This is a genomic window from Bacillus sp. F9_6S_D1_P_5, assembly GCF_054823925.1.
The window spans coordinates 1-26,600 of the sequence record NZ_JBTREW010000010.1; the positions used below are offsets into that span (position 1 = coordinate 1).

Here is a 26,600-nt window from a genome sequence, read left to right on the forward strand (position 1 = left end):
ATTCGCTCGACTTGCATGTATTAGGCACGCCGCCAGCGTTCATCCTGAGCCAGGATCAAACTCTCCAATAAAGTTAGTTTGTCTAGCATCTAAAAATAAAAATTGACGTTTCACGTTGTTTGTTTCGTTTAGTTTTCAAAGTTCAACATCGCGTTTCAGCGACTTTTATAATATATCATAGTATATTATTTTCGTCAACAAGTTTTTTTCGATAACTTGTATCTCTCATTTGCTGACTCTGCCTATTATATAGACTTTCTCTTCCCTATGCAAGTATTATTATAAAAAAATAAAGAGGGGAGATATCCCCCCTCTTATTCTTCTGAAGAAACCTCTTCGTTCGTTTCTTCCTCATCATCTTTTTGTGCTTTTGCTACTGTCGCTACCTCTTGCTCATCCTCTAATCGAATTAGACGAACACCTTGTGTATTACGTCCCATTTGAGAGATTTGATCAACTGGCATACGAATAATAACACCTGCTGCTGTAATTAACATGATATCTTCTTCACCTGTTACAGATTTAACAGCTACTAATTTACCGTTTTTATCTGTAATATTACAAGTCTTCAGACCTTTACCACCACGGCTTTGCAAGCGATATTCATCAATCGGTGTACGTTTTCCGTAACCATTCTTCGTTACAATTAAAACATTTACATCCTCTTCGACAATTTCCATACCTACAACTTGATCTTCGTCACCTAATGTAATTGCTTTTACACCAGCCGCATTACGTCCCATAGAACGCACATCTTGCTCGTTAAAGCGAATTAACATACCATTGCTTGTTCCTACAATAATATCTTTATCACCAGATGTTAAACGTACAGATATTACTTCATCCTCTTCACGAAGAGAGATTGCAATTAAACCGTTTGTACGTATATTTGCAAATGATGAGAGTGGCGTTCTCTTAGAGATACCTTGTTTTGTTGTGAAGAATAAGAATTCATCGTCACCAAATTCACGAATTGGAATAATGGCGTTAATCCATTCACCCTTATCTACACCTAATAGGTTAATAATAGGTATACCTTTTGCTGTACGGCTATACTCTGGGATTTCATATCCTTTCGTACGGTATACTTTACCCTTATTAGTGAAGAATAGGATATGATCATGTGTAGAAGTAGTTAATAAATGCTCTACGAAATCATCATCATTTGTTCCCATTCCTTGTACACCACGTCCACCACGGTTCTGTGTTTTGTACGTAGAAGCTGGTAACCTCTTAATATAACCATTATGAGTTAACGTAATAGCGATGTTTTGTTCTGGAATCAAGTCTTCATCTTCAATAGACTCCATACCACCAATTGTAATTTCTGTGCGTCTCTTATCATTAAAGCGCTCTTTTACTTCTGTTAATTCTTCACGAATAATCTCAAGAACCTTTTCTTCATCCGCTAAGATTGCTTTTAATTCAGCAATTAACTTCATTAAGTCTTGATATTCTTGTTCGATTTTTTCGCGTTCTAATCCTGTTAAGCGTTGCAGACGCATATCTAAAATAGCTTGCGCTTGTTTTTCACTTAAGCCGAAACGTTCCATTAAACCTTGCTTTGCAATTTCCGCTGTTTTCGAACTACGAATTAACGTAATAACTTCATCAAGATGGTCTAAGGCAATTCGTAACCCTTCTAAAATATGAGCACGCGCTTCTGCTTTTTCTAGTTCATACGCAGTACGTCTACGAATTACTACCTTTTGATGTTCCAAGTAATGATATAAATTTTGTTTTAAGTTCAGTACTTGCGGCTCTCCGTTTACAAGAGACAGCATATTAATACCGAAACTTGTTTGAAGTGCTGTATGTTTATATAAATTATTTAATAGTACATTGGCATTGGCATCACGACGTACTTCCATAACAATACGCATACCATTTCGATCTGATTCATCACGTAAATCTGTAATGCCTTCAATTTTCTTATCGCGAACTAATTCTGCGATCTTTTCAATTAATCGCGCCTTATTCACTTGATAAGGTAGTTCCGTTACGATAATAGATTGTTTGCCATTTGATTTCTCTTCAATTTCAACTTTAGCGCGAAGTATAATAGAACCGCGTCCTGTTTCATACGCTCTACGAATACCACTTCTTCCTAAAATTAAGCCTGCTGTTGGGAAATCTGGTCCCGGAATGCACTCCATTAATTCTGCAATAGTAATATCAGGATTATGACTTAATGCCAATACACCATCAATTACTTCGCCAAGTTGATGCGGCGGAATATTCGTTGCCATACCAACCGCAATTCCTGTCGTACCGTTTACTAGTAAGTTAGGGAAACGCGCTGGCAATACAATCGGCTCTCTTTCAGAACCATCATAGTTATCTTGATAATCAATTGTATTTTTTGAAATATCACGTATTAATTCCATAGAAATCTTAGACATTCTTGCTTCTGTATAACGCATTGCTGCCGCTGAATCTCCATCAACAGATCCAAAGTTACCATGCCCATCAACAAGCATATAACGCTGACTGAAATCTTGGGCCATACGTACCATCGTTTCATAAACAGCTGAATCACCATGCGGGTGATACTTACCAATTACTTCACCAACAATACGTGCTGATTTTTTATACGCTTTATCAGCCGTAATTCCTAAATCATTCATCGCATATAGAACCCTACGATGCACAGGTTTTAATCCATCACGAACATCTGGTAATGCACGAGATACGATAACACTCATTGCGTAATCTAAAAATGAGGTACGCATTTCATGGCTAATATTAATTTCTCGAATTCGTGCTTGTTGTTGATTGTCTGACATCAACGAGCACCTCCTCTTACATTTCCGTTACACATACATTGATTTATATGTAGAAGACAGGAATACTCAGATTCCTGTCATTACTCATTTAAATATCAAGGTTTTTAACGTATTTTGCATTTTCTTGGATAAAGTTACGACGTGGCTCTACTTTATCCCCCATTAAAATTTCGAATGTTTCATCTGCTTCAATTGCATCTTGAAGAGAAACTTGAAGTAATGAACGTACTTCTGGGTCCATTGTCGTCTCCCATAACTGAGTTGGATTCATTTCCCCTAGACCTTTATAACGCTGAATTCCTGGCTTAGGTTGTGCTGGTAATTCCGCTAAGATTTTTTCAAGTTCTTTATCATTATAAGCATATTGAATTTTCTTACCTTGTTGTACTTTAAACAACGGTGGTTGTGCGATATATATATAACCACACTCAATTATTTGACGCATATAACGATAGAAGAACGTTAATAATAGGGTACGAATATGTGCACCATCAACATCGGCATCGGTCATAATAATAACTTTATGATAGCGTGCTTTTTCGATGTCGAAGTCTCCACCGATATTTGTACCGATCGCCGTAATAATTGTACGAACTTCATCATTTGATAAAATCTTATCTAAGCGTGCCTTTTCAACATTAATAATTTTACCCTTCAGCGGTAAAATCGCTTGGAAATGACGATCGCGCCCTTGTTTTGCAGATCCGCCCGCAGAGTCACCCTCTACGATATAAATTTCACTAATTGCTGGATCTTTAGAAGAACAATCTGCCAATTTACCTGGTAAACTTGAAACTTCTAAAGCACTCTTTCGGCGAGTTAACTCACGAGCCTTTTTAGCTGCTACACGCGCACGTGCTGCCATCGTACCCTTATCTATAATTTTGCGTGCAACATTGGGATTTTCTAGCAAGAACTTTTCAAATGCCTCTGAGAATACTGACTCTGTAATTGTTCTTGCTTCGCTATTCCCAAGTTTCGTCTTCGTTTGTCCTTCGAATTGTGGATTCGGATGTTTAATTGACACAATTGCTGTTAAACCTTCACGAACATCTTCACCAGTTAAATTGCTATCCGCATCTTTTAAAATATTATTTTTACGACCATAATCGTTGATCACACGTGTTAGGGCAGTTTTAAATCCTACCTCATGTGTACCACCTTCGTACGTATGAATATTATTTGTAAATGAGTAAATATGATTTGTATATCCTTCGTTATATTGAAGCGCAACTTCAACCTGAATACCATCTTTTGAACCTTCTACGTATACAGGTTCTTCATGAATTGGTTGTTTTGAACGATTTAAATGTTCAACATATGACTTAATTCCACCTTCATAGTGAAACTCTTTCTTTTGTTTATGTTCACGCTTATCTTCAATTGTTAATTTAATATTACGATTTAAAAATGCCAGCTCACGCATACGAGTCGCTAGCGTATCAAATTCATATTCTGTCGTCTCTTTAAAAATCTCTGGATCCGGCTTAAAGCGAGTGATTGTTCCCGTTTTATCTGTATCACCGATGACTTTTAAATCTGCAACTGGAATACCTCTTTCATACTTTTGGTAATGGATTTTCCCATCACGATGTACAAATACTTCTAATTCTGTTGATAAGGCATTTACAACAGATGCACCAACACCATGCAAACCACCAGAAACTTTATAACCACCACCGCCAAATTTACCTCCAGCGTGAAGGACAGTCATAATTACTTCTACTGCAGGACGTCCCATTTTTTCTTGTATACCAACTGGAATACCACGTCCATTATCCGTTACAAGAATACTATTATCTTCTTCGATACTAACGTTAATTTCATCACAATACCCTGCAAGTGCTTCATCAATACTATTATCGACAATTTCCCACACAAGATGGTGGAGTCCTTTTCCACTTGTCGATCCAATATACATTCCAGGGCGTTTTCGAACTGCTTCTAGTCCTTCAAGTACCTGTATCTGACTTTCATCATACGAATTTTCTTCCATTTGTTTTTGTTCCATTGACACAAAGATCACCTACTTTTCCATTTAAACAGGGATTACGCCCTATCTATTTCACAATCTACCGTGCCGTTCGTTACATGAATTGTTTTCGCTTCTTTTAATGTTTCGTGTTCAATTCCGTCGACACTCGTCGTTGTCACAAATGTTTGCACTTTTCCTTGAATTGTATTTAACAGATGCGATTGACGATAATCATCTAATTCTGATAATACATCATCCAATAAAAGAATCGGATATTCCTTAACTTCTGAGTAAATCAATTCAATTTCAGCTAATTTTAGGGACAGTGCGGTCGTTCGTTGTTGTCCTTGCGAACCAAAGACTTGAACATTTTTACTATTAACGAAGAATTGTAAATCATCACGATGAGGACCAATTAAAGTCGTACCACGGAAAATTTCACGCTGTTTCACAGATTGAAAACTTTCATAGTATACTTCTTTTATTTTCGACAAATCCATTGATTCTGATACATCTACACTTGGTTTATAGACAATTTCTAATTCTTCTAATCCACGGCTTATACCGCGATGAATCGGAGCGGCCCATTCTTGTAGTAAATGCAAAAATTCAAACCGTTTTTGCAATATTTTTGCACCATGCTCAATAAGTTGAAGTGTAAATACATCCAACATCGTTTCCTCATTCTTACTATTCCCTTGCATCTTTTTCAGCAAGTGATTTCGTTGCGTGAGCACCTTTTGATATTGACTCAATTCATACAAATAGACTGGAGCTATTTGTCCTAATTCCATATCTAAAAAGCGTCTTCTTACTTGAGGGCTTCCTTTTACAAGATTTAAATCTTCTGGGGCAAACATGACAACATTCATCATGCCAATATATTGACTCAATTTTTGTTGTTCAAGTTGGTTTAATTTTGCCTTTTTACCTTTTTTCGAAATATTTAATTCCAAAGACAAAGAACTACTTCTCTTTTGTAATTTCCCTTTAATTTGACCGAAATCTTCATCCCAACGGATAAGATCACGATCATTAGAGGTTCTATGAGATTTCGCCATCGCTAAAACATAAATAGCTTCCATCAAATTCGTTTTCCCTTGTGCGTTTTCACCGATAATCACATTCACTTTATCTTCAAAGGAAAGCTCTAACTTTTCATAATTGCGATAGTTTTTTAATTGTATTTCTGAAATAAACAAAGGGCTCCCCCTTTATGCATGAACTTGGAAACTTCCGCTTCCCGGTATTTCAATAATATCGTTCGCATATAATTTGCGACCTCTTCTATTTTCAAGTTCTTGATTCACGTAAACTTCATATTCTTGTAAAAACCATTTTACAGCGCCACCTGTATCAATTACATCGGCTAACTTTAAAAATTGTCCTAGTGTAATATACTCTGTTGAAATTTTAATACGTTTCATAAAATCGCTCACTTTCTGAAAGTGTTCATTCTTTCATTGTACTAAATAAACTAACATTAGGAAAGTAATACCCAAAAATCAAATAAGGGCTACTAGCATCTGAAAACTAGCAACCCTTACTTCTTACTTAGTAAGTACGAACTGGTAAAATTAATTGAATAATGGACTCATCATTTACTGTACGAATTAAGAATGGTCTCATTGCGCCAGTAAAGCTAATTTTAATTTCAGTACTATCTAAGGCTTTTAGTGCATCCATCATATATTTTGCACTAAAAGATATTTTTAACTCTTCCCCATCTACTTTTTCACATTGAACCTCTTCTACTACTTTTCCGATTTCTGGTGAATTCGAAGAAATTTCTAGCATTTCCTGTTCTAAAGTTGATAATTTCACAACATTATTACGGCCATCTCTTGCTAATAGAGATGCACGATCAATTGCTTGTAAAAATTCTTTTGTATTTACAAAAATATCTGTTTTACTTTCGGCTGGAATTAAACGAGTTGTATCAGGATAATTTCCTTCTAGCAATCTTGAGAAGAATAATAAATGCTTTGTACGGAATAATACTTGATACTCCGTAATAACGATATCTACCATTTCTTCAGACTCATCTAGAATTTTGCTTAATTCATTTAAGCTTTTTCCTGGAATAACAACATTTGCTTGGAATTCATCTACAATACCTTCAATTTTTGCTTTTCGAAGAGCTAACCTGTGACTATCTGTAGCAATGCAAGTTAGTTCGCTGTTATATACTTTCCAGTTTACACCTGTCAAGATTGGTCTTGTTTCAGAAGTGGAAACTGCAAATACAGTTTGTCTGATCATATGTTTCAGTAAATCTGTTGGAACTTTAAAAACATGATGTTCTTCAATTTGTGGTAACAACGGATATTCAGCAGAATCTAAACCGTTTAAATTAAACTCCGATTTTCCAGAAGTTATTTTTGTCATAAAATGATTTTCCACAGAAATTTCGACAGTCTCTTTAGGTAATTTTTTTACAATCTCACTAAAATATTTTGCTTGTAAAACAATACTTCCTGATTGTGCTACTTCTACGATTTCTTTTCCATCCTCTTCGACTGGGATAAATGATTCGATAGAAATATCAGCATCGCTTCCTGTTAACGTAACGCCTTCTTCTGTAGCGACAACTTTAATCCCTGTAAGGATCGGGATTGTTGTACGAGAAGAAACAGCCTTCATTACATCTTGCACACTTCTTACAAGATAGTCTTTTTGTATTGAAAAACGCATAAAGAAAAACCTCCGGTAAGTATAAGATTTTATTTAATTAATAAAGATAAAAAATAGTAGTAATAGTAATAGGGCTTGTGGATATGTGGATAACTCTGATGAGACATGTAAAAACAGTCTATCTACATGTGGATAGACTGTGCGTAAAACAAGGAAAGTTATTCACACTATTCAGCTACTACTTTAAAATATCGTTAATTTCTTCAACTTGCTTTTGTAATTGCGTATCCGTTTTAAGCAGCTTAGAAATTTTTTCATGGGCATGGATAACTGTTGTATGATCACGTCCACCAAATTCTTCACCTATTTTAGGTAAGGAGGAGTCTGTCAGTTCGCGTGATAAATACATTGCAATTTGGCGAGGGAAGGCAACTGATTTTGTTCGCTTTTTCGCCTTGAAATCTTCCAATTTTACTTGGTAAACATCTCCGACAGCTTTTTGGATATCATAAATAGAGATAATTTTTGGTTTAGAATTTGGAATAATATCTTTAAGTGCTTCAGCTGCTAAATCAGCATTAATATCTTTGTTAATTAAAGATGAATAAGCTACCACTCGGATGAGTGCACCTTCTAGTTCACGAATGTTTGAATCAATTTGATTTGCGATATACAGCATGACTTCATTTGGTATATCAAGTCCTTCAGCCTTTGCTTTTTTACGTAAAATTGCAATTCGTGTTTCTAAATCTGGTGGCGTAATATCCGTAATAAGTCCCCATTCAAAGCGAGAACGAAGACGATCTTCTAAAGTTGGAATTTCTTTTGGTGGCCGATCACTGGAAATTACAATTTGTTTACTTTCTTCGTGTAATGCATTGAATGTATGGAAAAACTCTTCTTGAGTTTGTTCTTTTCCTGCTAAAAATTGAATATCATCTATCAATAAAACATCTACATTACGGTATTTATTACGAAAATCGACCGCTTTATTATCACGAATAGAATTAATGAATTCATTCGTAAATTTTTCTGATGATAAATATACAACTTTCGCGTTTGGATTATGTTCAATTACATAATGACCAATTGCATGCATTAAATGGGTCTTTCCAAGTCCAACGCCCCCGTAAATAAAGAGGGGATTATATGCTTTAGCTGGTGCTTCGGCTACGGCCAATGAAGCAGCGTGAGCAAAACGGTTACCAGAGCCAATAACAAATGTATCAAATGTATACTTTGGGTTTAGCATACTCTGTGGTAAATGATTAGAATCGTCTTGTCCTGAATTTGGTTTAGCAGGAGGAAGATCAATCTCCTCTTCAGCTTGACTTTGGGGAATAATAAAGCGAATAGCTAATTTTGCCCCTGTTAAATCATAAAGTGTTTCCGAAATTAGCTCTGAATAGTGAGATTCTAACCAATCACGAGCAAATTCATTTGGAGCCGTAATTGTTAATACGTCTTTCTTTAAGTTATGTGCGGTTGTTGACTTTAACCATGTTTCATAACTTGGTTTACTGACCTTTTTTTCTAGTTCTTTTAAGGCACTGTTCCATAAATCAGAGATGTTTTCCAAAGGTGTCCCTCCTTTACTAAGATGGTAAAAGAATAAGGTTGCGCAACAAATGTACAACCTAAATAAATATAAAATGTATATTTATACGAAACGTATTTTAAAACCTAAAAACGTCGTTTGTATATGAGATAGGGTTTTCGACAAAAAAAGCAAATGTGGATAATCATTTACCCACATGTGATTAAAACTGTCCACATGTTATACACAAATTGTGGATAAGATAAAGATGTGGAAAACTTATTCAAAGTGAAAACACAACTATAATATCAAAAAAAAGTAGCTATAGCAATGAAATTAAGAAAGTTATCCACAAAATCAATACCTTGTGGAATAAACTTGTCCACAACACGATATACTGTGTAAAAGTGTGAAAAGAGTTTGTGGATATAAAAAACAAGAAAAAACATTTATCCACAAGGAAATATAGGGTCTGTGAAAAAGTATGTGAATAGGTTCAAAATGAATATTTAATGAAAATTTCTAGAACCATTGACATTTTCCTAGTTGATTAACTATAATTTATAAGACTGTCTTTAACAGATATTCCTCAGGGAGGTGTCATATAATGAAAAGAACTTACCAACCAAATAAACGTAAGCGCAGCAAAGTACATGGTTTCCGCAGCCGTATGAGCACAGCGAACGGACGTAAAGTGCTAGCAGCTCGTCGTCGTAAAGGAAGAAAAGTATTATCTGCGTAGACCACTGATCGTTCAGTGGTCTTTTTTTCTAATAATAGTGAATTTCCGCTGATGAACTACAGGAGTGTCAATTGATATGAAGAAAAAACATCGTATAAAAAAGAATGATGAATTCCAGACGGTTTTTCAAAAAGGAAAATCGAATGCGAATCGTCAGTTTGTTGTCTATCAACTAGATAAAGAAGAACAGCCAAACTTTCGTATTGGCCTTTCTGTCAGCAAGAAAATAGGAAATGCAGTAATGCGTAACCGAATTAAACGTATGATTCGCCAGTCGATCACAGAATTAAAAGATGAGATAGATTCTGGAAAAGATTTTGTTATAATAGCAAGGAAGCCTTGTGCAGAGATGACATATGAAGAAGTAAAGAAAAGCTTAATTCATGTCTTTAAACGCTCTGGTATGAAAAGAATAAAAAAGTAGCGTAAGGAAATGAATTACACTATATACATACCGAAACAAGGAGGAGCAGGCTTTGAAAAAGAAAATAGGTTTACTAGCCATGGTTATTGCATTAATGGCAATTGCTACGGGCTGTAGTGAAGTTAATCAGCCGATTACACCGAAAAGTACTGGAATTTGGAATGAATATTTCGTATACCCGCTTTCTCAGTTAATTACGTATTTTGCCAACTTATTTGGTAGTAATTACGGTTTAGCAATCGTTGTTACAACTCTTATCATTCGTTTTGCATTATTACCATTAATGATTAAACAAACGAAGAGTACGAAAGCAATGCAGGCGTTACAACCAGAAATGGTGAAGTTAAAAGAGAAATATAGTTCTAAAGATCAAGCAACACAGCAAAAACTACAACAAGAAATGATGCAGTTATATCAAAAAAATGGTGTAAATCCATTAGCAGGATGTTTACCAATCTTTGTTCAGATGCCTATTTTATTCGCGTTTTACCATGCGATTATGAGAACATCAGAAATTAGTAAGCATACATTCTTATGGTTCGACTTAGGACAGGCAGATCCGTTCTATATCCTACCGGTTGTTGCAGCAATTACGACATTTATTCAACAAAAGCTTGCAATGGCAGGAACAGCTGGTCAAAATCCGCAAATGGCAATGATGCTTTGGTTAATGCCAATCATGATTCTAATCTTTGCAATTAACTTCCCAGCTGCATTATCACTTTACTGGGTTGTTGGTAATATCTTTGGTATCGCTCAAATGTACTTGATCAAGGGGCCAGAAATTAAGGCTAGTAAGGCAGGAGGATCAAGCAAGTGAGTGTAATTACTGCTAAAGGACAAACAGTCGAGCTGGCAGTACAAGATGCTTTAAGACAACTAAATGTTTCAAAAGACCGAGTAGATATAAATATTATCGATGAGGGTAAAAGAGGATTCTTAGGTTTATTTGGGAATCGTCCTGCAGTAGTAGAAGTTGTATTGAAGAAGGATCCGATTCAAGAATGTGAAGAATATTTAAAAAATGTTATTCACGATATGGGTGTGGAAGCTGAGATTAGTAAAATTGTAAAAGGACGCGAAATAGAATTTACAATTTCTGGCGAAAATATAGGTGTTTTAATTGGAAAAAGAGGGAACACCTTGAATTCTTTACAGTATTTAACAAAACTTGTGGCGAATCGTAATACGAAACAGTATATTGGTATCACACTAGATGCTGAAAATTATCGTAGTAAAAGAAAAGGTACGTTAGAAGCACTTTCTTATCGATTAGCAAAACAAGTAGTAAGTACGAAAAAAAGAGTTGTATTGGAGCCTATGCCATCTTTTGAACGAAAGATTATCCATCAAGCATTATCTAATCATCAAAATATCATTACAACTTCTGAAGGAAAAGAACCACATCGACATGTTGTAATATCTTCCAAGTGACCGGTTACTCAATTGAGTGCCGGTTTTTTTGAGGGGAAAATGGATGTGGATAACTAAAAAACACTAAACTTATCCACTGTGAATAAGTTTAGTGTTTTTTACATGAGGACATAATAAAATGAGTTATTATTCTTTTGTAGATAGGTTCGTTATGGTATTCTAATAATTTAGTGAAGAAAATAATCATGTTGAAATAGAGATAAATAAGCAAGTGAGGTGAAAGGACATGGAATTTGATACAATTGCCGCGATTTCCACAGCGCTTGGAGAGGGTGCAATTGCCATTGTTCGAGTAAGTGGGGATGATGCGGTTGAAAAAGTTAATCGTATTTTTAAAGGGAAGGATTTAACAGAGGTTCCTTCTCACACAATTCATTATGGTCATATCGTTGATTTAGATACAAATCAGGTTATTGAAGAAGTGATGGTGTCTATTATGCGTGCACCAAGGACTTTTACACGTGAAAATATAGTAGAAATTAACTGTCACGGCGGCCTTGTTTCGGTAAATAAAGTATTGCAGCTTATTTTAGCGCAGGGGGTACGATTAGCGGAGCCTGGTGAATTTACAAAACGTGCTTTTTTAAATGGACGTATTGATTTATCACAAGCAGAAGCAGTTATGGATTTAATCCGCGCCAAAACAGATCGTGCAATGAACGTAGCGATTAATCAAATGGAAGGGCGATTATCTAAATTAATTGGTCGTCTGCGTCAGGACATATTAGAAACATTAGCTCATGTTGAGGTAAATATAGATTACCCGGAATATGATGATGTGGAAGAAATGACACATAATATTTTAATTGAAAAAGCTACACATGTTCGTGCTGAAATTGCAAAAATATTAGAAACATCGAAGCAAGGAAAGATTTTACGTGAAGGTATTGCTACTGCAATCATTGGTAGACCTAACGTTGGGAAATCATCGCTATTAAATAGTCTCGTTCAGGAGAAAAAAGCAATTGTAACTGATATTGCAGGAACAACTCGTGATGTTATTGAAGAGTACGTTAATGTGCGTGGTGTACCACTTAAACTTATAGATACAGCCGGAATTCGTGAAACAGAGGATGTTGTGGAACGAATTGGCGTAGAGCGTTCAAAAGAAATGATGAGTCAAGCTGATTTAGTGTTAGTTGTCGTTAATTATAGCGAAGCTTTAACGAATGAAGATGAAGATCTATTCCGTGCCGTACAAGGAAAAGATTTTATTGTTATTGTAAATAAGACTGATTTATCGCAAGTAATTGATATGGAACGTGTTACAGAATTGGCAGCGGGAAATCGTGTTATTACAACGTCTTTAATTGAGGAACAAGGAATAGATGAGCTTGAAAAAGCAATTGCTGATTTATTCTTTGAAGGAACAATTGATTCTGCAGATGTAACATATGTTTCTAACGCAAGACATATTGGATTATTAACACAAGCAGGAAAAACAATTGGAGATGCAATTGAAGCGATAGAAAATGGTGTTCCAATTGATATGGTGCAAATTGATTTAACAAGAACGTGGGAAATACTTGGTGAAATTACTGGTGATACAGTTCATGAAAGCCTAATTGACCAGTTGTTCTCTCAATTTTGTTTAGGAAAATAATATAGTGATGTTTCAGAAAGATAGAGATTATTAGGAGGAATAAACAATGGGATACAATGCCGGTTCTTACGATGTCATAGTAATCGGTGCAGGTCATGCAGGATGTGAAGCTGGTCTTGCGGCAGCACGAATGGGCTCCAAAACATTAATGTTAACAATTAATTTAGATATGGTAGCGTTTATGCCATGTAACCCTTCTGTTGGTGGACCAGCAAAAGGGATTGTTGTTCGTGAAATTGATGCCTTAGGCGGAGAAATGGGACGCAACATCGATAAAACACATATTCAAATGCGTATGTTAAATACGGGTAAAGGGCCAGCTGTACGTGCACTTCGAGCACAAGCAGATAAGTTCTCTTACCAGCATGAATTAAAGAAAACAATTGAAGAAACACCAAACTTAACGTTGTTCCAAGGAATGGTAGAGCGTTTAATCGTTGAAGATGGCGAATGTAAAGGAGTAGTTACGCAAGCTGGAGCTGAATATACAGCAAAAACAGTTGTAATTACGACTGGTACGTTTTTACGCGGCGAGATTATTATGGGAGAGTTAAAATATTCGAGCGGTCCGAATAATCAACAACCATCTATTACTTTATCGGAACATTTAGAGGAGCTTGGATTTGATCTTGTTAGATTTAAAACAGGTACACCTCCGCGTGTAAATAGTAATACGATTGATTATAGTAAAACAGAAATTCAGCCAGGTGATGATAAGCCAAGATCTTTCTCTTTTGAAACGACAAAATTTATTACGGATCAAATTCCATGTTGGTTAACGTATACAAGTATGGAAACACATCGTTTAATAGATGAAAACTTACATCGCTCAGCTATGTATTCTGGTATGATTAAGGGAACGGGGCCTAGATATTGTCCGTCAATTGAAGACAAAGTAGTAAGGTTTAATGATAAACCACGTCATCAAATTTTCTTAGAGCCAGAAGGACGTAATACACAAGAAGTGTACGTACAAGGTTTATCTACAAGCTTACCAGAAGACGTACAGCGTGATATGCTTAGAACAATCCCTGGTCTAGAAAATGTTGAAATGATGCGTACAGGTTATGCAATTGAATATGATGCAATTGTGCCAACGCAACTATGGCCAACACTTGAAACGAAAAAAATTAAAAATTTATATACAGCAGGACAAATTAACGGAACTTCTGGTTACGAAGAGGCAGCGGGACAAGGGCTTATGGCCGGAATTAATGCAGCATGTCGTTCTTTAGGTAAAAAAGAAGTTATTTTAGGTCGTGAGGATGCTTATATCGGTGTTCTAATTGATGATCTTGTAACGAAAGGGACGAATGAACCGTATCGTTTATTAACGTCTCGTGCAGAATATCGTCTATTATTACGCCACGATAATGCAGATCTTCGTTTAACTGAAGTTGGTCGTGAAATTGGATTAATTAAAGAAGATCGCTATGAGCGATTTACAAATAAAAAATTACAAATTGAACAGGAAAAGGAACGTTTAAGCAGCATTATTATTAAACCACGTCCTGAAGTTCAAGAATTAATTCGCAGTATTGGTGGAAGTGAATTAAAAGATGGAATACGTGCAAGTGACTTATTACGTCGTCCGGAGATGACATATGAGCATATTCATCTTTTAGTACCAAGTGAAGTAGAATTAAGTGATGAAGTTACAGAACAAGTTGAAATTCAGATTAAGTACGAAGGCTATATAGAAAAATCTTTACAGCAAGTAGAGCGTATGAAGAAAATGGAAAACAAAAAAATCCCTGAGGATATTGATTATGATGCAATTTCTAGTCTTGCCTCTGAAGCTAGACAGAAATTGAAAGATGTTCGTCCGCTATCAATGGGGCAGGCTTCACGTATTTCTGGTGTAAATCCAGCGGATATTTCCATTTTACTTGTGTATATCGAACAAGGAAAAATTGCGCGAGTATCGAACCAATAAATAGTAAGGAGATATTGTTAGATGAACATAGAACAATTTCAATCTATGCTAGAAGAGAAGGGTATCACCCTCTCTTCTAGACAGTTAGAGCAGTTCGAAATCTACTTCGAAACATTAGTAGAGTGGAATGAAAAAATGAACTTAACGGCTATTACGGAGAAAGAGGAAGTATATTTAAAACACTTTTTTGATTCCATTACAGCTGCTTTTTACTATGATTTTTCAAAGCCATTCTCAATTTGTGATGTTGGCGCAGGAGCTGGATTCCCAAGTATTCCTTTAAAAATCTGTTTCCCGCACTTAAAGGTGACAATTGTAGACTCATTACAAAAACGTATCAATTTCTTAAATCATTTAGCACAAAAGTTAGAATTAAGTGACGTTGCATTTTGTCACGATCGTGCTGAAACATTTGGCAAAAAAGAAGGTGTACGTGAATCGTACGATATTGTAATGGCACGTGCAGTTGCACGCCTTTCGGTATTAAGCGAGCTATGTTTACCACTTGTAAAAGTTGGGGGAACATTTATTGCAATGAAAGGTGCCGCAGCAAACGAAGAAATTGAAAATGGCAAGTATGCTTTAGAGGTGCTAGGCGGGGATCTAAAAGAAATGTCTACGTTTCAATTACCGTTTGAAGAAAGTGAACGTAATATTTTATTAATCGAGAAAAAACGCAAGACACCAAAGAAATATCCACGCAAACCAGGAACACCCAATAAATTACCTATTGAAAAATAAATCTTATTAGACGTAAGATTAAATTATATAAATGAAAACGTAAATGTTTCATAGGAAACATTTTATGGAGAATAGTCAATAGGCCTAAAAGGTGGTGGAATATGTATGAAAAATACGTTTTCTCGTTTATTTGGCTTTGGAGATAAAGAGAGCGAATTCGAATTACAAGACGAAAGCCATGAAGAAATAGATAAAAAGGTATATGAAGAAATACAAGAAATTCCGATAGTAAATATTACTCCTAACCGTTATCAACCACGAACAGTTTTTGATGATGCGCGTATTGAGGAACTAGCATTAACGATTCGTACACACGGACTTATTCAGCCAATTGTTGTGAGGCAATATGAGGATGATAAGTACGAGATTATTGCTGGAGAAAGGCGTTTCCGTGCGGCAACAAAGTTAGGATGGGAAAAGGTTCCTGCAATTATAAAGAACTTAAATGATACAGAAACAGCTTCTGTAGCTTTAATTGAAAACTTGCAACGTGAGGAACTAACAGCAATCGAGGAAGCTGTGGCATATCAAAAGCTAATTGAGTTACATAATTTAACACAAGAAGCATTGGCACAACGACTTGGAAAAGGACAATCCACAATCGCAAATAAGTTGCGATTGTTAAAGTTGCCTGAAGAAATAAAAAGTGCGCTATTAGAAAAAAGTATTACAGAACGTCATGCCCGCGCGCTTATTCCTTTAAAGAATGAGGAATTACAACTGAAGGTTTTACAGGAAATTGTGGAGAAACAACTGAATGTAAAGCAAACAGAGGAACGAATTTCGAAATTACTAGAGGAAGCAAAACCGAAGCGTAAGGCAAAGCAAAAAGCAGTAAGTCGAGATACAAGAATTGCCATGAATACAATTAGGCAGTCATTACAAATGGTTGCTGACAGTGGTTTAAATGTTAATTCTGAGGAAGAGGAATTTGATGAATACTATCAAATTACAATCCAAATTCCTAAGAAAAAATAATAATGGCGTGTTAGAGACCTGTTCCTATTGGATAGGTCTCTTTTACTATATTTTCTTATTAGAGGAAGAAGGAGTTTACAAATAAATTTTGAAGTTTAATAAGGACGTAAAAGAAAAACTTTTATTTCATGTTACAATAAACGTAATTGTTACTAGAATAAGATAGAAAGGTTGAAAGTAGGTGACATCATGGGAAAAATCATTGCTATTGCCAATCAAAAAGGTGGCGTTGGAAAAACAACAACATCTGTTAATTTAGGGGCTGGATTGGCACAGGTAGGTAAAAAGGTCCTTCTTGTAGATATTGACGCTCAAGGAAATGCAACGACTGGTGTGGGAATTGAAAAATCTGAATTAGATCAATGTATTTACAATGTTCTTGTGGAAGATGCAGATGTTCAAGGGGTTATACGTAAAACCGCAACTGAAAACTTAGATGTTCTACCCGCTACAATTCAATTGGCAGGTGCTGAAATTGAATTGGTACCAACTATTTCCCGGGAAGTACGTTTGCAAAGGGCATTACAGCCAATTCGTGATGAATACGATTATATTATTATCGACTGTCCCCCATCCTTAGGGTTATTAACGATTAATGCATTAACAGCAGCAGACTCTGTTATTATTCCTGTTCAATGCGAATATTACGCGCTAGAAGGGTTAAGTCAGCTATTAAATACAGTTCGACTTGTGCAAAAGCACTTAAATAAAAATCTAGCAATCCAAGGTGTATTACTAACAATGTTAGATGCCCGTACAAATTTAGGGATTCAGGTTATAGATGAAGTGAAAAAATACTTTAGGGATAAAGTATACCGTTCGATTATTCCTCGTAATGTTCGTTTAAGTGAAGCACCAAGTCACGGGAAACCAATTATGCAGTATGACGCTAAATCAAGAGGGGCAGAAGTATATATAGATTTAGCAGAGGAAGTGATTGCAGGTGGCTAAAGGATTAGGAAGAGGAATCAATGTGTTTTTTCCTGATTTAGATGTGAAAGAAGAAGAGACAATTCAGGAGATTGTGATAACTGAATTAAGACCGAATCCATATCAACCACGTAAACACTTTAATAAAGAGGCGATTCAAGAATTATCGGCTTCTATTAAAGAGCACGGCATATTACAACCGTTAATTGCTAGAAAGAGTATTAAAGGATATGAAATTGTTGCAGGTGAAAGAAGGTATCGTGCTGCTAAAGAGGCTGGACTAGAAAAGGTACCTGCTGTTGTAAGACAATTAAGTGAGCAGCAAATGATGGAGTTTGCATTGCTTGAAAACTTACAACGAGAAGATTTAAATCCAATGGAAGAAGCAATGGCATACCAAATGTTAATGAATGAGCTAAATGTAACGCAAGAACAATTAGCAAAACGTCTTGGTAAGAGCAGACCTTACATTGCAAACTATACGCGGTTATTAAGCCTCCCTTCTTTTGTGCAAGATATGATTGCAAACGGTCAACTTTCAATGGCCCATGGGCGAACTTTACTTACGATAAAAGATGAAGAACAATTGAAATCTTTACTGAAACGAATTGAAAAAGAAGGATTAAATGTTCGTCAATTAGAGAAAATTGTTCAGGAGATTAATCAACGCGTTTCACGTGAAACAAAACAAGTGAAAAAAGAGAGAAATATATTTTTCGTAGAACGCGAAACGTTTTTAAGAGAAAAGTTTGGCACAGATGTGAAAATTAAAGAAACGAAAAAAGAAAAAGGTAAAATCGAAATTGAATTTTTCAATAAAGAGGATTTAAATCGTATTTTAGAATTATTAGCGCAGAAAAACTAAAAAGCAAACCATCTTATTATTTATAGATGGTTTGCTTTTTTTAATACAGATAATTTTTGATCTGTTTCTTTTATACTTTGTGCAATTACATCAGCCATTTTCATGACTAAACTTAATCTTGTATTTTGCAGGACGAAAAACTCCATAAAACCGTTTAGATTTACGATGCCATGAATATGTAAATCGCCAACTGCGGGTAATTTCTTATTCATCGCAGCTCCAGGTTTACTAGGCCCCATTCCGGTAGTGATAGAACCGATACTTTGAGATTTTCCTAAACAGGCATCAACCGCAATTATAAACGAGGTAGGGTTATCTTTCTGTATATTCTGAATTCTCTCTTCTAAATTTAGTGCATGGACTGGCTCATCTAGTGTGCCGAACACTTGGAAGTTTGTAATTCCTACTTGTTCTAGTTTCGTACCGACTAACGGACCGAGTGCATCACCTGTAGAACGATCTGTTCCGATACAAACGAGAATAATTGGTATATGAGTTTTAATAGGGATGTGGGAAAGTAAGAAGTTACTAATTGTCTCGGAGGCTTCTAAATCTTGGTGCATAACATTTTGAGTTTCTTTTTCGAAAAAAGGTAAGCGAAAACTTCCAATATTCATGAAGCACCCATCCTTTTAATAAATTTTCAAAATATGTTATATGGTGAGTAAAATGGAAAACTATAAGTGCGTACTTGCTGTAAAACTTAAGTGAAAACGGAAATAATAGTACTAGTATATATATATTCGTTCCATTTTATACCTGTATGGAGGTTAACAAATGCAATTAAAGTCATAAAAATTTTTCAGCAACTAGGAGACTTCTGATACAATAAGAAGGATAACTAAAAAGAAATTTTGGCTGGAGAGGTAGAGGTACATGGATTTATTAACGAAGTGGTTTAATTCTACGAAACAGTATTTATTAGATGCTGATCGTTGGGCAGATATTGGAATTGCGACATTAAAAATATGTATCATTTTAACAATTGGTGCAATTGTAGTGAGAATTGCAAGAGCGATTGTACGAAATGCGTTTCGTATGGGAAGTCGTTCTCCAATTCAAATTTCAGAACGTCGTACAGTTACAGTAGCAAAGTTACTTGAGAATATCGTGGCATACGTTGTTATGTTCATTATGTTAATTGCGATTTTAGGTGTGTTTAATATTAATGCATCAGGTTTATTAGCCGGTGCCGGGGTAATTGGTTTGGCAGTCGGGTTTGGTGCACAAAGTTTAGTGAAAGATGTTATTACAGGGTTATTTATCTTGCTAGAAGATCAATTTTCGGTAGGAGACTATGTAAAAATTGGTCAGTTTGAAGGAGTCGTTTTAGAAATTGGACTTCGTACAACGAAAGTAAAGAGTTGGACAGGCGAAATTCATACTTTACCAAATGGAAGTATCGTTCAAGTTACGAACTACTCAGTTAGTAATAGTGTAGCATTTGTTGATGTATCCATTTCGTATGAGGCTGACATAGCGAAAGCGGAGCAAGTCATTGAAGAGTTATTAGAAGAATTACCTGCACAGTATGCGCAAATGGTAACAACGCCTCAGTTATTAGGTGTACAAACATTAGCTGCATCAGAAGTTATATTACGCGTTATCGCGGAAGTAGAGCCGATGCAACATGCAGTTATTGCAAGAGCACTTCGTAAGGAAATTAAAAATCGTCTAGATTTACATGGTATTGAAATTCCATATCCACGTATGGTTTTATATAATCGTGAAGAATTGGTGAGTGGAAAAGCAATTTAGTATAGAGAGGGGTTTGGAGAATGGAGCAAAAGCAATATAACTTGTACGATGTTGTGGAAATGAAGAAAGCCCACCCATGTGGTGAGAATCGATGGAAGATTATTCGTATGGGAATGGATATCCGCATTAAGTGCGAGGGATGTGACCATTCAGTAATGATTCCTCGAAGAGAATTTGATCGTAAGGTAAAAAAAATACTTGTGAAGTACGAAGAATAGAGAGAAAGTAACAGTTGCAATGGGTAGCTGTTACTTTTTTTCGTTTGGAGGAAACTTGTCATTTTTTTCGTTACTATCTATAATGATGAAAGATTGAGACATAGGAGTGAAAAATATGGGATTAACGGCTGGGATTGTTGGATTACCTAACGTAGGGAAGTCCACTTTATTTAATGCAATTACACAAGCAGGAGCAGAATCTGCAAACTATCCATTCTGTACAATTGATCCAAACGTAGGGATTGTAGAAGTACCAGATGAGCGTTTAAATAAATTAACGGAATTAGTAGAACCGAAAAAAACTGTTCCGACTGTATTTGAGTTTACTGATATTGCGGGTATCGTAAAAGGTGCTAGTAAAGGTGAAGGATTAGGAAATAAATTCTTATCTCACATTCGCCAAGTAGATGCAATTTGCCAAGTTGTTCGTTGTTTTGAAGACGAAAATATTACGCACGTTTCAGGGAAAGTAGATCCGATTGATGATATTGAAACAATCAACTTAGAGCTAATTTTAGCGGATCTAGAATCTGTTGATAAACGTATCGAGCGTGTTGCGAAATTAGCAAGACAAAAAGATAAAGAAGCAGTATACGAGCATGAAATTTTAGTTCGCTTAAAAGAAGCTTTTGAAGAGGGCAAACCGGCTCGTACTGTTGAATTTACAGAAGAGCAAATGAAGATTGTTAAAGGCCTTCATTTACTTACAACGAAAGAAATGCTATACGTAGCAAACGTAAGTGAAGATGATGTTATGGATCCTTCTGAAAACAAATACGTACAAATGGTAAAAGAATTTGCTGCAAATGAAAATTCTCAAGTAATCGTTGTATGTGCAAAAATCGAAGAAGAAATCGCTGAACTAGACGAGGAAGAGAAAAAAGTATTCCTTGAAGAACTAGGCATTGAAGAATCTGGTTTAGATCAATTAATTCGTGCTGCATACAATTTATTAGGACTTGCTACTTACTTCACAGCTGGTGTACAAGAAGTACGTGCATGGACGTTCAAACAAGGGATGAAAGCACCGCAATGTGCGGGCGTAATTCATACAGACTTCGAGCGTGGATTTATTCGTGCGGAAACAGTTTCTTATGAAGACTTAATGACAAACGGTTCTATGACAGCTGCAAAAGAAGCTGGTAAAGTTCGTTTAGAAGGAAAAGAGTATATCGTAAAAGACGGAGACGTTATGCACTTCCGCTTCAACGTTTAATTTAATATTTCCTAGGAAAAATTAAGATATAAGCTTGGCAAATATATTATGTGTTTGCCAAGTTTTTTATGTATGGGTGAGTTGATTCATCTAACTTACTATGATATAATCTAAACTCGTGAGTAATTACTATAAATTAATTGCTCCTTGCCCATTACGGGCCGTTTAGACCAAAAGGAGGTGAAAGTGTAATGAGAAAGTACGAAATTATGTACATCATTCGTCCTGGCGTTGAAGAAGAAGCTCAAAAAGCTTTAGTTGAACGTTTTGCAGGTGTTTTAACAAACAATGGTGCAGAAATCATTAACACGAAAGAGTGGGGTAAGCGTCGTTTAGCTTACGAAATCAATGACTTACGTGAAGGTTTCTACATGATCTTAAACGTGAACTCTAACGCAGAAGCGATTAACGAATTCGACCGTTTAGCTAAGATCAACGAAGACATCCTTCGTCATATCGTTGTTAAAGAAGAAGAAAAATAATTGATATATAAGGGAGAGTGGTTCGATTGATGAATCGTGTTATCCTCGTTGGTCGTTTAACTAAGGACCCTGACTTACGTTACACGCCCAATGGTGTTGCAGTAGCTACTTTTACGTTAGCTGTGAATCGCGCATTTGCGAATCAACAAGGTGAGCGTGAAGCTGACTTTATTAATTGTGTAATATGGCGTAAACAAGCAGAAAACGTAGCAAATTATTTGAAAAAAGGTAGCTTAGCAGGCGTAGATGGACGTCTTCAAACTCGTAATTACGATGGACAAGATGGTAAACGTGTATATGTAACAGAAGTTCTTGCGGAAAGCGTACAATTTTTAGAGCCGCGTAATGGCGGTGGGGAGCAACGTGGTTCATTTAATCAGCAACCATCAGGAGCTGGTTTCGGTAACCAAAGCTCTAACCCATTTGGTCAATCTAGTAATTCAGGCAACCAAGGTAACCAAGGAAACTCTGGATTTACGAAGAATGACGATCCATTTTCAAATGTAGGTCAACCGATCGACATTTCCGACGACGATTTACCGTTCTAATACAGTAAATTTGTTAGTTTTAACAAAGAATGGAGGGAAATAGACATGGCAGGACGCAAAGGTGGACGTGCGAAACGTCGTAAGGTGTGTTTCTTCACAGCTAACGGCATCACTCGCATTGACTATAAAGATGTTGATTTATTAAAACGTTTCGTTTCTGAGCGTGGTAAAATTTTACCTCGTCGTGTAACAGGAACGAGCGCAAAATACCAACGCAAACTTACAGTTGCAATTAAACGTGCTCGTCAAATGGCACTTTTACCATATGTTGGTGAATAATAGCGTATGAAATGCACAGTAGAGTCCGACTCTACTGTGCATTTTGCTATGCTTTTCTTTTTTTGGAAGAGAGGTTAGATAATGAAGAATACGAAATTTATTACTGAGGGTGCAGCACTGTTAGCGATATATGCAATGTTATTGCTTATATCGATGTATGTTCCAATTTTAGGTACAGTTGTAACGTTTGCGTTGCCATTGCCATTTATATTGCTAACGATAAGATATAGATTATCTAACGCCTTTGTAATTTTTACGGCGGCGCTTTTTATTACGGTTATTGTCAGTCAACCGATGAACCTAGTAAAGACAACTATGTTTGGATTGATAGGTATTGTTTTAGGATATATGTATAAAAAACGAAAAAAACCGGTAGAAATTTTGATGGCGGGGACGCTTGCGTACTTAATTGGTATTATGCTCATTTATGTTGCGAGTATAAAGTTTTTTAACATAGATTTAATGAAGCAAATGCAAAATATGTTTAATGAAAGTATGGCGCAAAGTGAAAAGATAGTTAATGCTGCGGGTATGCCTATTAGTAAAGAACAAAAAGAGTTATTTGCACAATTTAATGATGTGTTACAAACGTTATTCCCAAGTTTACTTGTAATGGTCTCGGTATGTTTTTCTTGGATTACAGTTATGATATCGGGTAGTGTTTTGAGAAAACTAAAACATGACGTTATACATTGGCCTAAATTTAAAGATATACAATTACCAAAGAGCATTGTTTGGTATTACGTCATATTTATTTTGCTATCAACTTTTATAAAAGTAGAACCGACATCATATTTACATATGGTATTTTCTAACCTATATGTCATATTTGCTTTACTACTAGTACTGCAAGGTCTGACGTTTATCGCTTTTCTAGCGCATAGTAAAGGTTTTACGAAAGGGGTTCCTATTATTAGTTTTATTGCCTGCATGTTTATTCCGATGCTGTTTCCTCTTGTGACAATCTTAGGTATAATTGATTTAGGGATTTCATTGCGTTCTAAAATAGGAGGATAAAGTAATATTCCTTATACTATTTTAATCTGTTTAACTAACTGGAAGGTGAGTTAGTTTTACTTTATAGGAGTTGTATACATGCCTGAATTTTATAAGAAACAGTGGTTTTTATATCCTGTTTACGTATTGGCATTTTTTGTATTTGTGCTCATTTCAATCCTCTGTTATTTTCATTTAATAATGGGGATAGTCTCCTTCTTTATTTTTTGTATCGTCCTTTTTCTTGTTGTACGATTTGAACTAACCTTTCAAAAGAATTTCGAGAAACATACGACAGATATGATTACAAGGGTAAAGAAAGTGAGTAATGAAGCATTTAACCAAATGCCGATTGGTATTTTGTTATACAATAAGGATTATGGGATTGATTGGGCGAATCCTTATTTATCTTCATGCCTAGGACAGCATGCATTAGCTGGATGGCACCTTTATGATGTATCAGAAACGTTACTTCTTTTTATTAAGGGAGAAACTTCCGACGATATAGTCTCTTTAAATAATCGAAAGTTTCGTGTCTTTGTAAGGAAAGAAGAAAAGTTGATTTATTTCTTTGATGTAACGGAACAAACAGAGATTGAAAAGATGTACGAAGATCAACGCACTGTTTTAGCTGTCATTTATTTAGATAATTATGATGAAGTTACACAAGGGTTAGATGATCAATTACGTACGAATATAACAAGTCTTGTAACATCAAGACTAAATGAATGGGCCGTTAAGTATGGGGCATATTTAAAGCGTGCATCTTCAGAAAGATTCTTCGTTGTGTTAAATGAAAGTATTTTAGCGCAGATGGAGAAAGGGAAATTTAGCATTTTAGATCAAGTGCGTGAAGAAACATCTAAAAGGAATATACCACTCACCTTAAGTGTAGGTGTCGGTTCAGGTGATTTACCTTTATCAGAGCTTGGGGCAATGGCTCAGTCCGGCTTAGACCTTGCACTTGGCCGCGGTGGAGATCAAGTAGCTATTAAGCAAGCAACAGGTAAAGTTAAGTTTTATGGTGGTAAGACAAATCCGGTAGAAAAACGTACTCGTGTACGTGCTAGAGTTATTTCGCACGCATTAAAAGATTTAGTATTAGAAAGTAGTAACGTCATTATAATGGGGCATAGGGCTCCTGATATGGACGCAATTGGTGCTGCGATTGGTATTTTAAAGGTAGCGCAATTAAATGAGCGCAAAGGATATATTGTGCTAGATGAAAATGATTCTGATAAGGGAATTAAGCGTTTAATGGATAAAGTGAAACAAAACGAAGAGTTATGGTCTCACTTTATTACACCAGAACAAGCGATGGAATTTGCAAATGATGATTCATTACTTGTTGTTGTTGATACGCATAAACCTTCAATGGTGATGGAAGAAAAGCTGTTACGCAAAATTGAAAATGTAGTTGTTATTGACCATCACCGCCGAGGAGAAGATTTTATTGAAGATCCATTGCTTGTTTACATGGAGCCTTACGCTTCTTCCACGGCAGAGCTTGTTACAGAATTACTTGAATACCAACCGAAAAATTTAAAAATGACAATGCTAGAAGCAACGGCATTGTTAGCAGGTATTATTGTTGATACGAAAAGCTTTACATTCCGGACGGGTGCTCGTACGTTTGATGCCGCTTCTTATTTACGCTCTCATGGTGCAGATACCGTACTTGTACAAGAGCTGTTAAAAGAAGATATGGATCAGTATTTACGGGTTGCAAAAGCTATTAAAAATGCTTACATTTATACAAATGGAATTGCGATTGCAAAAGTTGATAGTGATGATTACTACGATCAAGTGCTTATTGCGCAATCAGCTGACACATTATTAACAATGACAGGAATTACTGCATCATTTGTTATTGCAAAACGTGGCGAGAATTTCATTGGAATTAGCGGCAGGTCTTTAGGTGAAGTGAATGTGCAGCTAATTATGGAAAACTTAGGTGGTGGCGGGCATTTAACGAATGCAGCCACACAAATGAAAAATGTTACAGTAGATGAAGCTGAGGAGAAGCTTCGATTTGTTATTGATGACTATTTACAGGGAGGCACACAATCATGAAAGTAATTTTTCTAAAAGACGTAAAAGGTAAAGGGAAAAAAGGAGAAGTAAAAAACGTACCAGATGGTTATGCAAATAACTTCTTACTAAAACAAGGATTAGCTGCTGAAGCGACAAATAGCAGTATGAAAACTTTAGAAGCTCAAAAGCGTAAAGAAGAAAAAGATGCAGCAGCAGAGCTTGAAAGTGCAAAACAATTAAAAGAAACGTTAGAGAAACTAACTGTAGAATTAAAGGCTAAATCTGGAGAAGGTGGCCGTCTATTCGGTTCAATCACAAGTAAACAAATCGTAGATGCGATGCAAAAATCACATAAGATTAAACTTGATAAGCGTAAATTTGAAATGGATGATGCAATTCGTGCATTAGGCTATACAAATGTTACTGTGAAATTGCATCCGCAAGTAACAGCAACAGTAAAAGTTCATGTTAGTGAACAATAAAA

At 35.9% G+C, this 26,600-nt stretch carries 26 protein-coding genes and 1 rRNA gene; 19 read left to right on the top strand and 8 right to left on the bottom strand.

Annotation, left to right across the window (positions count from 1 at the left end; genetic code table 11):
* The 7 genes from ACUXEY_RS13805 to dnaA form a co-directional block, all read right to left on the bottom strand.
* Window positions 1-71: ribosomal RNA gene (locus tag ACUXEY_RS13805) — 16S ribosomal RNA — on the bottom strand; the annotation flags it as partial.
* Window positions 72-314: 243 nt separating this feature from the next.
* Window positions 315-2,786: a DNA gyrase subunit A gene (gene gyrA / locus ACUXEY_RS13810; RefSeq protein WP_166704360.1), complete on the bottom strand. Its 2,472-nt coding sequence runs from the start codon at window positions 2,784-2,786 to the stop codon at window positions 315-317.
* A gap of 88 nt (window positions 2,787-2,874) precedes the next feature.
* On the bottom strand, window positions 2,875-4,797 hold the full coding sequence (gene gyrB, locus ACUXEY_RS13815; protein WP_088098613.1) for a DNA topoisomerase (ATP-hydrolyzing) subunit B: 1,923 nt from the start codon (window positions 4,795-4,797) through the stop codon (window positions 2,875-2,877).
* A gap of 38 nt (window positions 4,798-4,835) precedes the next feature.
* A complete protein-coding gene (recF, locus tag ACUXEY_RS13820; protein ID WP_166704361.1) occupies window positions 4,836-5,963 on the bottom strand; it encodes a DNA replication/repair protein RecF in 1,128 nt (375 codons plus the stop codon).
* A gap of 12 nt (window positions 5,964-5,975) precedes the next feature.
* Complete coding sequence (yaaA, locus tag ACUXEY_RS13825; protein ID WP_166704362.1) at window positions 5,976-6,188, bottom strand: S4 domain-containing protein YaaA; 213 nt, start codon at window positions 6,186-6,188, stop codon at window positions 5,976-5,978.
* Between the two features lie 127 nt (window positions 6,189-6,315).
* On the bottom strand, window positions 6,316-7,455 hold the full coding sequence (gene dnaN, locus ACUXEY_RS13830) for a DNA polymerase III subunit beta (RefSeq protein ID WP_166704363.1): 1,140 nt from the start codon (window positions 7,453-7,455) through the stop codon (window positions 6,316-6,318).
* A 178-nt stretch (window positions 7,456-7,633) separates the two neighbouring features.
* Complete coding sequence (dnaA, locus tag ACUXEY_RS13835) at window positions 7,634-8,974, bottom strand: chromosomal replication initiator protein DnaA (protein ID WP_048527917.1); 1,341 nt, start codon at window positions 8,972-8,974, stop codon at window positions 7,634-7,636.
* A 565-nt stretch (window positions 8,975-9,539) separates the two neighbouring features.
* Between dnaA and rpmH the strand changes: the two genes are divergently transcribed.
* The 10 genes from rpmH (at window position 9,540) to spo0J (ending at window position 18,585) form a co-directional block, all read left to right on the top strand.
* Window positions 9,540-9,674 carry a 50S ribosomal protein L34 gene (gene rpmH / locus ACUXEY_RS13840; protein ID WP_000831901.1) on the top strand — a complete coding sequence of 45 codons (135 nt, stop codon included), beginning with the start codon at window positions 9,540-9,542 and terminating at the stop codon, window positions 9,672-9,674.
* 76 nt (window positions 9,675-9,750) lie between these two features.
* The gene (gene rnpA / locus ACUXEY_RS13845) at window positions 9,751-10,098 is read left to right on the top strand and encodes a ribonuclease P protein component (RefSeq protein ID WP_048527918.1); all 348 of its coding nucleotides are present in this window, start codon (window positions 9,751-9,753) and stop codon (window positions 10,096-10,098) included.
* Window positions 10,099-10,150: 52 nt separating this feature from the next.
* On the top strand, window positions 10,151-10,918 hold the full coding sequence (spoIIIJ, locus tag ACUXEY_RS13850) for a YidC family membrane integrase SpoIIIJ (RefSeq protein WP_048527919.1): 768 nt from the start codon (window positions 10,151-10,153) through the stop codon (window positions 10,916-10,918).
* On the top strand, window positions 10,915-11,532 hold the full coding sequence (jag, locus tag ACUXEY_RS13855) for an RNA-binding cell elongation regulator Jag/EloR (RefSeq protein WP_166704364.1): 618 nt from the start codon (window positions 10,915-10,917) through the stop codon (window positions 11,530-11,532). The genes spoIIIJ and jag overlap by 4 nt, the downstream gene beginning before the upstream one ends.
* Before the next feature lie 226 nt (window positions 11,533-11,758).
* Window positions 11,759-13,135, top strand: a complete 1,377-nt coding sequence (gene mnmE / locus ACUXEY_RS13860; RefSeq protein ID WP_087959069.1) for a tRNA uridine-5-carboxymethylaminomethyl(34) synthesis GTPase MnmE — start codon at window positions 11,759-11,761, stop codon at window positions 13,133-13,135.
* Window positions 13,136-13,181: 46 nt separating this feature from the next.
* Window positions 13,182-15,071 (top strand): tRNA uridine-5-carboxymethylaminomethyl(34) synthesis enzyme MnmG, encoded by a 1,890-nt coding sequence (mnmG, locus tag ACUXEY_RS13865; RefSeq protein WP_461300933.1) that lies wholly within the window; start codon window positions 13,182-13,184, stop codon window positions 15,069-15,071.
* A gap of 21 nt (window positions 15,072-15,092) precedes the next feature.
* The gene (gene rsmG, locus ACUXEY_RS13870) at window positions 15,093-15,812 is read left to right on the top strand and encodes a 16S rRNA (guanine(527)-N(7))-methyltransferase RsmG (protein WP_001019622.1); all 720 of its coding nucleotides are present in this window, start codon (window positions 15,093-15,095) and stop codon (window positions 15,810-15,812) included.
* Between the two features lie 105 nt (window positions 15,813-15,917).
* On the top strand, window positions 15,918-16,790 hold the full coding sequence (gene noc / locus ACUXEY_RS13875) for a nucleoid occlusion protein (protein ID WP_429601724.1): 873 nt from the start codon (window positions 15,918-15,920) through the stop codon (window positions 16,788-16,790).
* A 189-nt stretch (window positions 16,791-16,979) separates the two neighbouring features.
* On the top strand, window positions 16,980-17,741 hold the full coding sequence (gene soj / locus ACUXEY_RS13880) for a sporulation initiation inhibitor protein Soj (protein ID WP_002174509.1): 762 nt from the start codon (window positions 16,980-16,982) through the stop codon (window positions 17,739-17,741).
* Window positions 17,734-18,585, top strand: coding sequence for a stage 0 sporulation protein Spo0J (spo0J, locus tag ACUXEY_RS13885; RefSeq protein WP_461300934.1), 852 nt, complete (start codon window positions 17,734-17,736; stop codon window positions 18,583-18,585). Before soj ends, spo0J begins: the two co-directional genes overlap by 8 nt.
* Window positions 18,586-18,605: 20 nt before the next feature.
* On the opposite strand, the gene yyaC is transcribed toward spo0J, so the two are convergent.
* Complete coding sequence (gene yyaC, locus ACUXEY_RS13890; protein ID WP_001020731.1) at window positions 18,606-19,202, bottom strand: spore protease YyaC; 597 nt, start codon at window positions 19,200-19,202, stop codon at window positions 18,606-18,608.
* Between the two features lie 259 nt (window positions 19,203-19,461).
* Here yyaC and ACUXEY_RS13895 point away from each other — a divergent pair, with 259 nt between their 5' ends.
* The 9 genes from ACUXEY_RS13895 (at window position 19,462) to rplI (ending at window position 26,598) form a co-directional block, all read left to right on the top strand.
* Window positions 19,462-20,343 (top strand): mechanosensitive ion channel family protein, encoded by an 882-nt coding sequence (locus ACUXEY_RS13895; RefSeq protein ID WP_461300935.1) that lies wholly within the window; start codon window positions 19,462-19,464, stop codon window positions 20,341-20,343.
* A gap of 20 nt (window positions 20,344-20,363) precedes the next feature.
* Complete coding sequence (locus ACUXEY_RS13900; protein ID WP_461300936.1) at window positions 20,364-20,561, top strand: DUF951 domain-containing protein; 198 nt, start codon at window positions 20,364-20,366, stop codon at window positions 20,559-20,561.
* 115 nt (window positions 20,562-20,676) lie between these two features.
* Window positions 20,677-21,777 carry a redox-regulated ATPase YchF gene (gene ychF, locus ACUXEY_RS13905; RefSeq protein WP_166704368.1) on the top strand — a complete coding sequence of 367 codons (1,101 nt, stop codon included), beginning with the start codon at window positions 20,677-20,679 and terminating at the stop codon, window positions 21,775-21,777.
* A gap of 191 nt (window positions 21,778-21,968) precedes the next feature.
* On the top strand, window positions 21,969-22,259 hold the full coding sequence (gene rpsF / locus ACUXEY_RS13910) for a 30S ribosomal protein S6 (protein ID WP_001233781.1): 291 nt from the start codon (window positions 21,969-21,971) through the stop codon (window positions 22,257-22,259).
* 26 nt (window positions 22,260-22,285) lie between these two features.
* Entirely contained in the window at window positions 22,286-22,807 is a 522-nt protein-coding gene (gene ssb, locus ACUXEY_RS13915; protein WP_000981963.1) for a single-stranded DNA-binding protein, read from the top strand.
* A 45-nt stretch (window positions 22,808-22,852) separates the two neighbouring features.
* Window positions 22,853-23,086 (top strand): 30S ribosomal protein S18, encoded by a 234-nt coding sequence (gene rpsR / locus ACUXEY_RS13920; RefSeq protein ID WP_000918873.1) that lies wholly within the window; start codon window positions 22,853-22,855, stop codon window positions 23,084-23,086.
* 81 nt (window positions 23,087-23,167) lie between these two features.
* The gene (locus ACUXEY_RS13925) at window positions 23,168-24,103 is read left to right on the top strand and encodes a YybS family protein (protein WP_166704369.1); all 936 of its coding nucleotides are present in this window, start codon (window positions 23,168-23,170) and stop codon (window positions 24,101-24,103) included.
* A 78-nt stretch (window positions 24,104-24,181) separates the two neighbouring features.
* Window positions 24,182-26,155 (top strand): DHH family phosphoesterase, encoded by a 1,974-nt coding sequence (locus ACUXEY_RS13930; protein ID WP_001113895.1) that lies wholly within the window; start codon window positions 24,182-24,184, stop codon window positions 26,153-26,155.
* Window positions 26,152-26,598: a 50S ribosomal protein L9 gene (gene rplI, locus ACUXEY_RS13935; RefSeq protein WP_000864235.1), complete on the top strand. Its 447-nt coding sequence runs from the start codon at window positions 26,152-26,154 to the stop codon at window positions 26,596-26,598. Before ACUXEY_RS13930 ends, rplI begins: the two co-directional genes overlap by 4 nt.
* Window positions 26,599-26,600: the final 2 nt, after the last annotated feature.